This window comes from Lactobacillus sp. IBH004, from assembly GCF_026185255.2.
GTDB classification, from domain to species: domain Bacteria; phylum Bacillota; class Bacilli; order Lactobacillales; family Lactobacillaceae; genus Lactobacillus; species Lactobacillus melliventris.
Map to the genome: position 1 here is coordinate 1,629,592 of NZ_CP110217.2, position 14,681 is coordinate 1,644,272.

Consider the following 14,681-nt stretch of genomic DNA (forward strand, 5'->3'; position numbering starts at 1 on the left):
CTTTATTATTATTTCCGCTTTTTATTATACATGTAAATGCATACAAAAGTTAGTGAATTTCAAAAAGGAAAGTTTAAATAACAAAATTTATACTATAATTTATGCTTAATGATGTGAGTAAAGTAAGTAACAAGATAAATTGCTACTTCAATCACAGCAATAAAGAAGGTTACAGGTAAATTAGTAATGTAACCCAGATATAACCCGAGCCAAACGCCAATTAAAGCAAAAAAGACAGACCAAGCGATCATTGACGGGATAGTTTTGCCCAAATAATTAGCAGTAGCAGGTGGCAAAGTCAATAAAATAAACACTAAAAGAGAGCCCACTATTTGTGCGCCGATTGAAACGGACATTGCTAAAGCTATTAAAAAAATCACGCTGATTGCTCCGGTTTTTACCCCATGAGCAAGAGCACCAATGTGATCAAAGGAATCAAAGTTCAGCGGGCGCTGAATACTAAAAATCATTAGTAGCACTATTACGGACAAGACTATTAGTTGAATTACGCCTTGATGGTCAACTCCGATAATGCTACCAAACAAAATGTTAGTAGCATAATTGCTGTTTGCACCGGATATTGCCAGAAAAAGAACTCCCAAGCCAGTAAATAAAGCTGAAATTGCACTGATTGAGGATTCTTTTTGCTCGCTGTGAAGTGACAGTTCCCCTACGCTAATTGAACCCAACAGAGTAAATAACAGCATCCCCCACAAAGGGCCAATTCCGAGCCAAACTGCAAACGCAGCTCCAGCAAAACCAATTTCAGACAGTGTATGTGCTAAAAAACTAAAATTGCGCGCAACTACATAGACACCAACCGTACCACAAGTTATGGCAATAAAGGTGCTCGCCAGAAAGGCATTACGCATAAAGCCGTAGGCAAACATTATTCATATGCCTCCTTAAATTGAGACATCTCGCCATGTTCAATTTGACCATGGTTTAAATATAAATAATTTTGCATATACTTGTGAGCTAATGTCACATCATGTGTCACAAACAAGACCGTTATTTTATGCTTCGCATTCAAATGCTTGATTAATTTCATCAATTCATCCTTAGCAACGGGATCAAGACTTGCTGTAGCTTCATCTAAAATAATCATGTTCGGATTATCAAGCAGAGCTTGTGCTAAATAAGCTCTTTGCTTTTGACCACCAGAAGCTTCGCCCATCCGAGTATCTTTAATTTGATACAGGTTAGTTTCCTCTAGTTGCTTTTTTATTGCCTTCTTAGTTGCACTATTTTTGATAACAGGGGCATTTAGACCCACAAAAGCTTCAATTGATAACGGATATTCTGCATCTATGTTGCGAAACTGAGGCACATACCCCAGCCGAACACCATCCGCAAACTTAAATTTACCTGTACTAGGTGTCAAAATAGCCATTAAAATATTAATTAGAGTCGTTTTTCCTGTGCCGTTTGGGCCTAAAAGGGCAGTAAGTGAACCCTTTTCTAATTTAAAATTCAAATTATTGAAAACAGTATTTTTGTCAAATCTCATTGAGAGATTAGTGACTTCTAAAATATCAGACAATTTGCATTATTCCCACTTTTATTATTAAAAATTGCCCACCTTGACGAATTGATTAACATCAACGGGGTAATATTTACGACCCATAATTTTTACACGGCCGCCGTACGTGCGGACATAGTTTCCACGATATAGTTTATTTGTGCCAACTCGCTGGCCGTTACCGTCATAAATATAGGCATTATGCCCTAAGAGTCGAAGTTTACCTTCTACATTGCTGGCAACAACGTATTCATTAATACCTATTTGTAAATATTTCCGTTTATTAATTGTTAGATTACCATAAATAGTTAGCTTGGAACCGGCTTTTTTAGTTGGTAAATCCGTTGCTACCCCGTTTTCATCATAAATAAGCGCATTATGCATCAAAGTCCTGGTAGCAACCGGCTTAGGCAAAACTGCAGGTTTTTTAGCGGGTGCAACAGGTGTTGTCGGTGCTGGAACCTGTGTAGCTACCGGACTACTACCAACAGGAGCAGTAGGTATTGCTGATGCCCCTTGATCATAATAATATTTAACTAGCTCAAAGAAGTCATCCATTGAGTAACCCCATTTGGCAAAATAACCGTCTGGATCAGTATGATCAGTTCCGCCTAAAAATGTAGATACAGCATGATGAGACCAAATTGTACCTTTACCATCATGAACGGCATTATCCGGTACCAAATTATATTTGTGCAAAAGCTGCGCCACATAAACAGCATCATTGTTGACACCTTTGGCAAAATCAGCAAGATTATTTTCCTCACATAATTCCACTTGAATAAAACGATTATTGGCTACAGGACCTGCACCCCAAACGCCATAATCAGGAGTCGTCATCTGAATAACGCCAGTCTTATCCACAAAAGCATGAACATAGGAGTAAATATTCATCCACTCACGATTAAAATAAATAGCTTCATTGCGTGCTGTAGCATTAGGCGTAGCAGTCTCGTGAATAACAACACCTTCGGGCTTGCCGTTACGATAATTAATTGGATTGGCAGCAGTAAAGTCATTATATTTAATACCCTCTTGTGCCAATATTTGTTCCGCAAATGTTACACCGCTATAACTATTTTGTTTTGCAGTGTCATTAATTGTACCAGCCTGAACTGTCACCGGCTGTGGCACTGCCATGGTTGTAACAGTTGCTCCCAATGCCAAAACAGCAATTAATTTCTTCATTTTCATCGCCTCATAATAACTACTTTCGGGCTACTTCAGCCAAGTTTTGATAATTATCCTTCATCCAATCTAAATAATTTGTATTATCCGGAATTGTTTCTCTTACTTTTAAAACAGGAATATTTTGTTTTTGAGCCAATTTCAAAAAGTTAGTAACAGTTGAACTAGATGTCTGTTCATTGTCCACAAAAAATGCAATTTTTTGTTTTTTGATCCCTTCAGTCATTTTTTGAACGGAAGCTGGACTAGGGTCAGTATTGTTTTGAATTGCCTTCTCAAAATCCTTGTTTGCCACTTTAATATTAACAGATTCTAAGGCATAATCAAAAACAGGCTCACTAACATAAATCGGTTTTTTAACATGATGATTTAATTTAGCAGCAGATCTCTGAATTTGAGCAATCTGGGCTAAATACTTTTTTCCATTTTTACGGTAATAACGAGCATGCTCCGGATCTTTTTTACTGAGCCGCTTAACTAAGTAATTAACATACTTAGTAGGCATAGTCAAATCAAACCAGATATGAGGATTATCACCCTTTTTTAAGCCCATTAAGTCTTCGCCAACGCGCACCGGTTTCTTATCAACTGAAGAAGCCAATTTGTCCATCCAGCTGTCATAACCTAAGCCGTTTTCCACTACTATGTCAGCATTAGATAATGCTTTAGCATCATTTGTGGTAGGTTGAAAGTCATGGGGATCAACAGATGACTTGGTAATTATTGCTTCTGCCTTACCATATTTGCCCACTACATTTTGAGCAATGTCAGAATAAATATTTGTAGTGGTCATAATAGTAATTTTATTACTTTTATGTGGTTTCTGTGAACAAGCACCTAACGTCAAAAGAACCAAACCCAATAAGGTAATTGCAGTAAATATCTTTTTTAATCTAGTAAATTTCACTAATGTTGTCATTCCTTTTCATTTTGAAGTGTTATCTTAATTAACACGGCAACTTATTAATTAATTGCAGTAAAAAACCGAAGTTACTTACAATTAATAACCATTATACACTAAAGATGCACTACTTTAAAAGCAGTACATCATATAGGAGCATATAGACAAAACATTTAACTCAGACTTAAATAAATCAAAATTTAAATTTTTGTTCCCAGTGTAATTACTTCGTTCGGCATTAAATATATTTGATTATTATTTTTTTCATTTTCATCTAAAGTAAATTGATCAAATTCTTGAGGTATTTTTAGTTTTCGGTCAGTTGGATTATAAACTCTATATAAGAAATTTTTATTATTTTCACTTAATTTAATTGTAGAAATTACTCCGTATTGTAAATCACCTAGCATTTTATTTACGTTTATTCTCAAACTGTTTTTTAATTTTTTACCTGTATCGTTAAGTTTTAATGCGTAATATCCGTTTAGATTATAAGACAAAATTGGTGTCAGATATTGTTTTGCTTTTTGAGCTATCTCGCATTTTCCAAATTTTTCATTATCTATCCTCAAAGCAAAATCTAAGGAAAGATTACCTATCATTTCACTATCTGGAGTAGAAGCTTCAATACCAGATGGCCGACCTGGGCGTCTCATCAAATTAGGCTTTCCTAACTGACCAATACTTCGTAATAATGTAATTGCAATACAATCATAATCTTTTCCAACAACTTGATATTCTCTTGAAGAATTTGTAAATACTGAAAAAGTAGTATTTGAATCTGTCAAAGAAATATAAGTAAGAAAAGGAAATATTGTATCCGGTCTTTCACACCAGTTTTCTTTTTTCCAATTTTTTAGATTTGGATCAATAACAGGACGTTTAATTTTTCCAAATTGATTATCTGCAATAGAAAACTTAGATTTGATATTAGTCGGAATTAGTAATCTTAATCGATGTTCTTTTGCCTGGTTATCAATATTTAAATTTACCGCTATATTTTTACTAAACTTAGAAACTGTTAATCCTATTTTTACTTTTATGAGTCCATTATTTACTTTCTTTTGGCGACTTTCAACATCTTTGGGTATCGACCAATCATATTTTATTTCTGCATGATAACTATTTTTATACTCCATTATATTTATGCAAACATTAGACGAACTGTTAACAGAATATAAAGAACTATCCCCTTTCAAAGGTGAATAATCATATTCATCACCAACGTCAGCTGAATCTTCAAGGATTATAATATTACTATTAGTTTTACCTGTTTCTTTATTTTTAATATTAATAGTACCGTTATTATTAAATGTGATGCCGTAAAATCTTGTATTAATTTCATCAACTTTATGACCATATGACATTACTTCATTTTTATCTGGTACTATGTTTAACATTTCATAGCCCATCCCATCAAAAGTATATTCAAATTCAATTGTAAACTTATGGAACGGCTGATAGTTATTATTTGCAACTAGTTGTCGATCTACTAAGCCAGGATTTAAAAATTCATGAGATATTACATCAAAGGGTACCAAATTATTTGCAGAATCAGTCAAAGTGAAACAATCTTCTTTTGTTACAATAGTAGCTGTAACTAGTTTTTTTCTTCTTTCTTTGTTTAAATTAAATATCACTAGATGCGGGAATGATTTAGCTTGATCAATTGATTCACTAATTAATCTGATATATAGTTTTATAAGACTTTCAACTTTTTGTTGCGTAACCATATACCGAAGCCCGATTTCCTTATTAACTTCGTCACTAACACAATTTCCAATTGAATCGTGAGCCTGATTTTTCATTAAGCCTTTCCAAATCGATTCAATTAATCCATGTTCATATGAAAAGCCCAAACTTTTGGCAAGACTGGCCAAAGGTTCGAGTAAATTAGTAATTTCATTCTCTATTTTTGTATTTTGCTCTTTTAAATCCATTCTAGTTGAATAAATACTTCTATGAATTCGACTTATTTTTCCATCCAACATCTCACCTTGTACAGTTGGCAAATCTTGTTCACTATAAATTTTATCAAAGAAAGTCTCAAAATCACTTAGGCAAAAATGACGGTCTGGATATAACTTATTTAGTTTTTTTATAATATAATCAATGTTTTTTTGAATTGGCATTTGATCATGACCATTTGGTAATAATTCATACTTACCAAATGCTCTTGAATCCAATATATCAAAGATTTTGTCCATCCTATCTTTTAATTTTTTAGAATCGGTTTCTAAATATTTACCTATTGCGTAACCTAATGGGAAATTTTCTGCTAAAACCTTATAACCATTATCAGTTTTCCAATAAAATTCACTACTATTTGTCCCTTTAGAATCTGAAAAACCTCTCCAAAATAGTGACTTTTTTATTTGGAATTGATTTAATATCATTGGCATTTGAGCACTTTGACCAAATGGATCTGGAACATAGCCTATCATCATTGGATTTCCAAACTTATGGCTATCCTTAAAGCCATATAATAAGTTTCTAGTTAAAGATTCTCCACTGACAATATTTTCGTCAGTCTGTGTATACCAAGGACCAACTTTAAGCCTTCCTTCTTGTACAAACTTTTTAATACGATTAAAATTTTCAGGACACACTGACAGGTAGTCCTCTAGTACTACTGTTTGTCCATCTAAAACATATGCTTTATAATTAGGATCATCTGCTAGTTTATTAAGTATGTCTTCCATATCTTTTACTAATAGTACTTGGGATTCTTCTGTTGAAAAATACCATTCTCTGTCCCAATGAAAATGTGGTACAACGTATATTTCTCTTTTATGCATTTTTATTTCTCCTTTTTGTTTTTAAAAATATCAGTATAATTGTTGAAATAAGCGTACCGATTAATGCTGCAACTAACCAAATTATTGGATTTAGCCAAGCACTTACACCGTTCTTTAAAAAAAGCATTGAAAAAATGCCAGCACCTGGGACATTTAGTCCAATAGAATAGTACATAACAATAGCCCCTGTGACTGCAGAACCAATTACATAAGAAGATATTACTCTTACCGGATCTGCCATAGCGAATGGAATTGCCCCTTCTGTTATACCAGCTAATCCAAGTATCCACGTTTGATTACCAATTTTTCTTTCTTCGGATGTTACTAAATCTTTTTTTAGCAAACAAACGAGAGTTGTCGTGAATGCACTAACCATTTTAGTTGAAGCAAAAGCGCAATATGGCACGAAGTTTCCGTTTGCCATTGCCCCCAAGCAGAATGCATATGCAGCCTTATTTACTGGTCCACCTAGATCAAACGAAACCATACAACCAATAATTGCTCCTAGTAATATTGCATTGGTTCCAGCCAAATTATTTAACCAATTTATTAAACTACTATTCAACCAAGCAATTGGCTTTCCTACTAAAAATAGCATTAGACAACCAGTTATAAGTGAACCAACCACCGGGTATAACCAAAATGTAATTACTCCTGAAAATGCCCCATCTGTATGAATGTTTTTTTTCATCCATTTCATTAAATAACCAGCAATTAAACCTGAAAGCATACCACCCAAGAACCCACTACTAATCATATTCGCGGCAAGTCCACCAGCAAATCCAGGTCCTAAAGCTGGTTTATCTGCAATAGAGTAAGCCATATATGCTGAAAGAATAGGTATCATTAATACACTAAGTAAATTTCCACCCAATGCTTTAAGTAAAGATATCCAACTAGTTGGATTTTTTGAAAGTGCTTGTAACCCAAATAATTGCACTATCAGCATCGTAATGGCAGATATCATTCCACCTGCAATAATTATTGGAATAATGTAAGATATTCCAGTTAGCACTGAATCTTTAATTTCAGTCTTCCAATTCTTCTTCAAATTTAATGTATTGTTTGCGACATTGTTTTTTGTGAACTTATAATTTTTGCTTATTTCTTTAGCCTTAGAAATGACATCATGTGCATTTTTTATAGGTTCAGCTACTGGAATATCTAAAATTGGCTTGCCTTTAAATCTATCAGTTTCATTTAAAGTAACATCATGGGCTAATATTACAGCTTTAGCATTCTGAATCTGTTTGACGGTTAGCCTGTCTTCAACACCTTTAGCTCCTTGTTTTTCAACATACATTGAAATATTTTCTTTATTTGCTTCTGTTACCAATGCTTCAGCAGCCATATATGTATGTGCAATACCTGCCGCACAAGCAGTAACAGCAACGTAAGAATCTTTATTATTTTCTATTGGACTTTGTTTTGAATTTGTATCATTTGTATTATCGAGTAGACTAATAATCTCTTCTGGCGTTTTAGCCATCATTATTTTTTGGCGATACTGCTGATTTATCAGCTTAGTCGCTAAAGTTGATAACACATCTAAATGCTCTTCTGATCCATTTTCGGGAATAGCCATCATGAATATCAATTTTACTTTATTGTTTTCTTTTAAACTTTTATAATCTTCAATTGGATCCAACGTCCTTAAAATTGCAAATTGGGCTTTTTTTACAGTTGAAGATTTTCCATGAGGAATAGCTATTCCGTTTTCTAAGCCTGTAGGTGATTCTTTTTCTCTTGTATAAACCGCCTTAATAAATTCTTTTTTGGAACTAATAACCCCTTCATCAAAAAATTTACTTGCTAACAGCTTGAAAGCTTCATCTTTACAGGTGACTTTTTTATCAAGTATTATTAATTTAGTAGAAGTACCTTGCGATAATTTCATTCTCATAACCTCCCTTATTGCCAATAAAATATCACTTTATTTGTTAGCGCTTACTTATTTCGACAAAGTTTAACCTGATTAATTCAATAACGTCAAAGAATGTGTAATTTTATACAAATAGGTAAATTATTCCTATAATAAATAGAATGATTTAAAAATTATGCTTCTCAAAATATTTTTGGAATAAACTATTTAAAATTATATAGAGTGGTAATTTATCAGTTAGATTATATCCATGCCAATAAAATGGTTCTGCATAACTGTATAAACTTATATCTGCATACTTCTGTAAATCATTTACTTTTAAACTTGTTAAAGCTATGATTTTTTGATGATTCTTTTTAGCTATTTTTGCAGCTTTAAGAATTTGTTTAGTTTCACCACTTTGACTAATGCAAAACAGTAATATATTTTTATTATTTTGTAATTCTCGGAAAGCTTGATTTTCATAAGTAATGAATTCCGATTTTTGATCAACTGCGTGAAACATATAGGAAAAATTATGAGCAACGAAAGCGGTTTCTCCAACAGCAAAAAAAACAATCTTATTTGCTTTAGACATCAAATTAACAGCTTTTCTTTCTCTTTCTACATCAATCAGATTTAAATTTATCTCATAAGGCTGTAATTTGGAAAAATTTGTCTTTTTTTCCATATCCTTCTGAAATTCAAACTTAAAGTCACTAAATCCTCTATAATCTAGTTTGTTACAAAGTCTACTAATTGTATTAGGTGAAACATTTGTTTTGGCTGACAACTTTGTGATAGTAATTTTTGAAATTACTTTACTATTCTTATTTATCCAATCAATTATTTCTTCGTCTGTTTCATTCAGTTTATACTCAAATTTAATAACTCGTTGCTTGAAAGTTAACATTGCTTTACCTCAAAAGTTTTAAAACTCTTTACTAAATTATTATATTTGCCTAATTTTTATCATAAGTTGTATGATCTATTTTTACCAGTTTACATAATACGTATTATTAAAATTAGACTTTTAGTAATAATTAACCAACGGATATTTTAAATAGTACATTCATTTAGAAACACTAAAGTAAAAGCTATCTTAATAAATTTATAGTGTCTTAATATGCAAAAACTGCATCAAGCTCTCTAAGCAGCTTGGTGCAGTTTTTTAATTTATTTAATTAACGTTAAATTAGTTATTTTTGATCTTGTTTGTCAACAGGCTTTTTCCACAAACCTAAGATTACACCTGCAACAATGGAGCCAATGATAGTAGCAACAAAGTACAGTAAAATGTGGTTAGCAAGCGGAGATACCCAGAGACCACCGTGAGGTGCAGGAACACCGATGCGCCATATGCCCACTAAGGCACCACCAACAGCAGAACCAATGATGCATGAAGGCAGAACGTGTCCAGGATCAGCTGCAGCAAACGGAATTGCACCTTCAGTAATGAAGGAAAAGCCTAGAATCCAGTTGGTTAAACCTGCACGGCGCTCATCTAAAGTATATTTATTCTTAAAGAAAGTCGTACCAATTGCAGTCGCAAATGGTGGTACCATACCGCCAACCATTACGGCAGCCATCATTACAGCAGCAACAGTTGAATGTGGGTCGTTGGCAAAAGCACCAGAGGCAAAGACGTAAGCAGCCTTATTGAAAGGTCCACCCATATCAATTGACATCATGGCAGCTAAAATAGTAGTCAAAACAGCTAAGTTGCCCGTACCCATTTGGTTTAAGAAATTAGTAATGGCAAAGTTAACGGCACTAAAGATTGGGTTAACAATGTAGTACATAATCAGGGCTATGAAAAGCAGGCTCAAGATTGGGTAAATGAGCATTGGCTTCATTCCTTCAAGAGACTTCGGCAATTTAGCAAACAATTTCTTTAAGCCGACTACCAAGTATCCGGCAATAAATCCAGAAGCCAGACCGCCTAAGAAACCGGCAGGTGATTTAGCATTAGTTACCACATTGGCAACATAAGCACCACCATAGGCACCACTATAGACCGTAGCCATAAAACCACCGACAAAACCAGGCATTAAAGCGGGCAGATCACCGATTGATTCAGCGATGTAACCTGACAAAATTGGTACCATGAAAGCAAAGGCCATGTTACCAGCATTATTCAAGAAAATAAATGCAGGAGATTTTGGACCACCAGCATAGTTTTCCACAATAAAGGAAATTGCCATTAAGATACCGCCACCGATAACAAATGGCAACATGTGGGAAACACCGTTCATGAGGTTCTTGTAAATTGAGCCCCAAACGCCTTCTTTAGCATTGTCACTATCATCGCTGCTCTTTTCACCGTTTGAATGGTAAACGCTAGCTTTAGAATTCAAAATGTTATCAATCAATTCGTCAGGTTTGTTGATACCGTCAACAACGGGACGAGAAATTAACGGCTTGCCATCAAAACGAGGCATGTCAACTTTCTTGTCAGACGCAATAACAACCCCTTGAGCGCGGCTAATTTCAGCGGCGGTCAATTTGTCCTTGACACCTTCTGAACCGTTGGTTTCAATGCGCACATCAACGCCACGTTTTTTACCAGCCTTGATCAAAGCCTCTTGAGCCATATAAGTATGGGCAATACCGTTAATACATGCGGTAACGCCGACAATTAAAGGTTTTTCTTCCTTATCATTATCATTTTCACTAGCACTTGCGGCTTGCTCTTTTTCGGCTTTTTTAGCCTCATCCTTTTGTTGTTCTGCATCTTCAAAAAGCTGAATCACTTCTTCAGGAGTTTGGGCTTTTTTAAGAGCATTAACCAGATCAGGATCAATTAACAACCCGGACAATTTAGCTAAAGCTTGTAAGTGAGTGTTGTCGGCGCCATCTGGAGCAGTAATCATAAAGAATAAATGAACTGGTTGACCATCAAGCGAATTGTAGTCAATCCCCTGTTCGCTTTTAGCAAAAAGCACGCGCGCTTTGTTAATTGTCTTATTCCGAGCATGCGGCATCGCAATTCCATCACCAATACCGGTGGTAGATTCGTTTTCACGAGCCCAAATTGACTTAATGAATTCATCTTCGTCATTGACGATGCCGGTTTTGACCTCTAAATCAGCCATTTCTTTAACTGCATCTTCTTTGTTAGTCGCTTTAAGCGCCATAATCATGGATTCAGGAGCCAAAATATCTTTAATTTTCATTTAAATTCTCCTCAATTTATGAAATTCCTTCAACATTAATTTGCGGCAACACCGCATCAATCTGACTTTTAACGGCAATATCTTTAGTAAAAGCTGTGGCAGCACCACAGGCCATACCGATACGGAAACTTGCTGCCGGATCATTTGTTTTCACATAAGTGCCAACAAAGCCGGCTATCATCGAGTCTCCTGCACCAACCGAATTAACGGCAGTACCAACAGCTGCTTTAGCATGATAAAAATGCTTAGGGGTTATCAAATAACCGCCCTTGCCGGCCATGGAGACCATAACATTTTGGGCACCCATGTCAAGCAATTTACGCGCACACTCAAGCATCTCTTTATCAGAATTAAAAGTAGTATTAAACAAATCAGCCAGTTCATGATGGTTGGGTTTAATTACAAGTGGTTTGTAGCTCAAAGTATCAAGTAAAGCCTGACCAGTTGTATCAATCACAAAATCTGCCTGTGCTTCTTTAATAGTAGGCAAAAGTTCTTTGTAAAAAGCTACTGGTAAGCTAGGAGCTAATGAACCACTTAAAACTACTATGTCACCTTTTTGCAAGTCATTTAGTCGCGCTTTAAAAGCAGTTATTTCCTGCTCTGTAATATTAGGCCCAGCGGCATTAATTTCCGATTCCTCCTCCGCGTGCACCTTCACATTGACGCGGGTCACATCAGAAATAGTAACAAAGTCGTTAACAATGCGGCGCTGATTAAGTTGGCGTACCAGCTCTTTGCCAGTAAAGCCACCCACAAAGCCCCAGGCAGTATTATCAATATCCAGCTGGTTGAGTATTTGGGAAACGTTAATCCCTTTACCACCCGCCAAAAACGAGCAGTTATGAGCGCGATTAACTTCACCACGGTTAACCTGCTTTAATTGAATTACATAATCCAAGGCAGGATTAACGGTAACCGTATAAATCATTAGCAAATCTCCTTCAGTTTAATTTTGGCAGGCAGTAATTCTTTTTCTTTTGCACTTAGCGCAGTAGTAAGAACTGTGACGTTTTTAACTTGGGCAAAAGTGGCAAAACTACACTCGCCAATTTTAGAAGTATCGGCCAAAATATATGTCTGATTAGCCTGAGCAATTGCTATTTTTTTAATTGCGGCTTCTTCAGTATCGGGTGTGGTTAGATTGCCACGATAATCAAGTCCATTTGTACCCACAAAACCGGCAGAAAAGTTCATCCCCTGCAGTTGCTTCAGAGCAGCTTGTCCCACTACCGCATGAGTATTTTCTTTGATTCGACCACCCAAAAGTATAGTATCAATCCCATGGCTAATAGCACAAAGTGCAGTTTCTAACCCATTAGTCACAACCGTTACTCCTGGAATATTCGCAATAAAAGGAACCATCTCATATGTTGTTGTTCCTGCATCAATAAAGATATAGTCATCTTGATGCACAAAATTTGCAGCAGCATATTGGGCAATCAGCTTTTTATCATTATGATTCATTGAAAACCGAATATGTTGTGACACATCATGAGTAAAACTTTTGACTGACTGGGCACCGCCATGCACCCGTTTAATCAAGCCTTTTTCGGCTAATTGATTTAGATCTCGTCTAATGGTTGACTCTGAAGTTGAAGTTATTGAGCAGAGATCACTAACACGGCATAAGCCATGCTGGTTAACGAAATCCTCAATCACTTTTTGCCTTTCAGGCGTTAACATATATTTCACCCCAGCGAGTATTTTATGCGCTTTGATAATTAAAAGCAATCATTTTCATTCATAATTTGTCATTTTCCTGCAAAATCGTTCATTCTAAGCAAAAAAATAGCAGTCGCATAATTTATGCAACTGCTACTTTGTTAATTAGAAACAATTTTCAGTTAAAAATAGTCATAAAAACTCACTTTACCAGATAAAAATTCCAATTTACTGGAACTCAATTTTTTAATTAGCCCTAACTTTATTGCTTGCTTTAAAGTCAAATGGCCTAGTAAAACCTTCGTCCAGTTAGTTATTGACCCAGTAAAATCAGGTTTGGCACTGGTTTTAACGCAACTGGTTTCACCAGAATTATTCACCAGATGCCAGACACCGCAGTTCCACGGACAAATCTCATCCTCTGTAACTTCTAAATTGGCAGTTTTTTCACCAGCAAACTTCACGCTAGACACAATTTTTCCAAAGTCAACAATTCTCGACATCATGTAAGGCCGGACACTAATTTTTAAGCCACTTTGATCAGGAAAATATTCCTCAAGCAATGAATCTTCTGGTGCTGTAATTTCAAACTCAGTACAGGAAGAAATATGACCACCAATAAAATTAAGTAATGCAGTAATAGCAGTCGCGTTTGTATAATAGATTTCGTCAACCTTAAATTTTTTATTTACAAAACGATAAAACATATAGGCCTGAGGAGCCTGATTTTCATCAACATAAATTGCAACGTATCTGCCAGGATAATATGTTTCGAGTCTGTGCCACCACCATTTTGCTCTAACAATCGTATTACGCTCCTCACCCGCATCAATTTGCTTTTGGTATAGCTTTATTATCAAACTACTTAATGTCGGATTACTCCAATTGCCTCTTAAAATTTTACCAGCCTGGGGTAGCTTGAAATACTTAAACATTGTAGGTTCAATACTATAGGTTTTTTGATAAATAGTATTTTCATAGCCATATTGCCGATAAAACGTTTCTGACCATGGTGCTAAATTAGATAGCGAAACACCTTCGTCATGAAGATCTTCCAGTATTTCTTTCATTAGCTTGGAAATATCTCCATGGCCGCGATTTTCCGGATATGAGGAGACATAACCAATTCCTGACATTTTAATTTGATGATCAAAAATCTGACTTGCAAAATGGATTGCCATAATATAACTTGCAAGTTTACCATCATGAAAAATGCCATAACTGTCACTGTGCTGATAACAACTCATAAAATTATTATCTTTTTTCAGATCATTAGTTTTTAAAAAAGCATATTGAGTTAAAGGGACAACCTCATCTAATATTTCATTAATTTTATCTAGTTTCATTAGTTTTCATTTCCTCAGCTAATATCTATTTTTACGTGCTTTATAGAATAGTTCAATGTTTGCCAGCCAATTCCTAACTATAAGTAACCAGCAGTTTTATAATACCGTTTTCATAAAAATTGATCTAGCTTAAATTAATTGGTCAATGTCACTTTAACTATACACATAATTATCTAAGCAGAATAATATTATTTTGGTCTAACGTATAGGAAGGAATTATTTTA

At 35.0% G+C, this 14,681-nt stretch carries 11 protein-coding genes; all 11 read right to left on the reverse strand.

Annotated elements, in window-relative coordinates; all coding sequences use genetic code 11:
• Positions 1-92 precede the first annotated feature (92 nt).
• The 11 genes from LDX54_RS08140 to LDX54_RS08190 all read right to left on the reverse strand — a co-directional run bounded on the left by LDX54_RS08140 (position 93) and on the right by LDX54_RS08190 (position 14,457).
• Positions 93-890, reverse strand: coding sequence for a metal ABC transporter permease (locus LDX54_RS08140; protein ID WP_122026496.1), 798 nt, complete (start codon positions 888-890; stop codon positions 93-95).
• Positions 890-1,510 carry an ATP-binding cassette domain-containing protein gene (locus tag LDX54_RS08145; RefSeq protein ID WP_265667641.1) on the reverse strand — a complete coding sequence of 207 codons (621 nt, stop codon included), beginning with the start codon at positions 1,508-1,510 and terminating at the stop codon, positions 890-892. Before LDX54_RS08145 ends, LDX54_RS08140 begins: the two co-directional genes overlap by 1 nt.
• 57 nt (positions 1,511-1,567) lie before the next feature.
• On the reverse strand, positions 1,568-2,716 hold the full coding sequence (locus LDX54_RS08150; RefSeq protein ID WP_265667485.1) for an SLAP domain-containing protein: 1,149 nt from the start codon (positions 2,714-2,716) through the stop codon (positions 1,568-1,570).
• 13 nt (positions 2,717-2,729) lie between these two features.
• A complete protein-coding gene (locus LDX54_RS08155; protein WP_265667484.1) occupies positions 2,730-3,629 on the reverse strand; it encodes a zinc ABC transporter substrate-binding protein in 900 nt (299 codons plus the stop codon).
• Positions 3,630-3,811: 182 nt separating this feature from the next.
• Complete coding sequence (locus tag LDX54_RS08160; protein ID WP_265667483.1) at positions 3,812-6,409, reverse strand: glycoside hydrolase family 38 C-terminal domain-containing protein; 2,598 nt, start codon at positions 6,407-6,409, stop codon at positions 3,812-3,814.
• Positions 6,402-8,306 carry a PTS 2-O-a-mannosyl-D-glycerate transporter subunit IIABC gene (gene mngA, locus LDX54_RS08165; RefSeq protein ID WP_265667482.1) on the reverse strand — a complete coding sequence of 635 codons (1,905 nt, stop codon included), beginning with the start codon at positions 8,304-8,306 and terminating at the stop codon, positions 6,402-6,404. Before mngA ends, LDX54_RS08160 begins: the two co-directional genes overlap by 8 nt.
• 151 nt (positions 8,307-8,457) lie before the next feature.
• Positions 8,458-9,183 (reverse strand): MurR/RpiR family transcriptional regulator, encoded by a 726-nt coding sequence (locus tag LDX54_RS08170; RefSeq protein WP_187157267.1) that lies wholly within the window; start codon positions 9,181-9,183, stop codon positions 8,458-8,460.
• 286 nt (positions 9,184-9,469) lie between these two features.
• Positions 9,470-11,446 (reverse strand): fructose-specific PTS transporter subunit EIIC, encoded by a 1,977-nt coding sequence (locus LDX54_RS08175; protein ID WP_265667481.1) that lies wholly within the window; start codon positions 11,444-11,446, stop codon positions 9,470-9,472.
• A gap of 16 nt (positions 11,447-11,462) precedes the next feature.
• Complete coding sequence (gene pfkB / locus LDX54_RS08180) at positions 11,463-12,377, reverse strand: 1-phosphofructokinase (RefSeq protein ID WP_265667480.1); 915 nt, start codon at positions 12,375-12,377, stop codon at positions 11,463-11,465.
• Positions 12,377-13,132, reverse strand: a complete 756-nt coding sequence (locus LDX54_RS08185) for a DeoR/GlpR family DNA-binding transcription regulator (RefSeq protein ID WP_265667479.1) — start codon at positions 13,130-13,132, stop codon at positions 12,377-12,379. The genes pfkB and LDX54_RS08185 overlap by 1 nt, the downstream gene beginning before the upstream one ends.
• 161 nt (positions 13,133-13,293) lie before the next feature.
• On the reverse strand, positions 13,294-14,457 hold the full coding sequence (locus LDX54_RS08190; RefSeq protein WP_265667478.1) for a GNAT family N-acetyltransferase: 1,164 nt from the start codon (positions 14,455-14,457) through the stop codon (positions 13,294-13,296).
• Between the last annotated feature and the right edge of the window lie 224 nt (positions 14,458-14,681).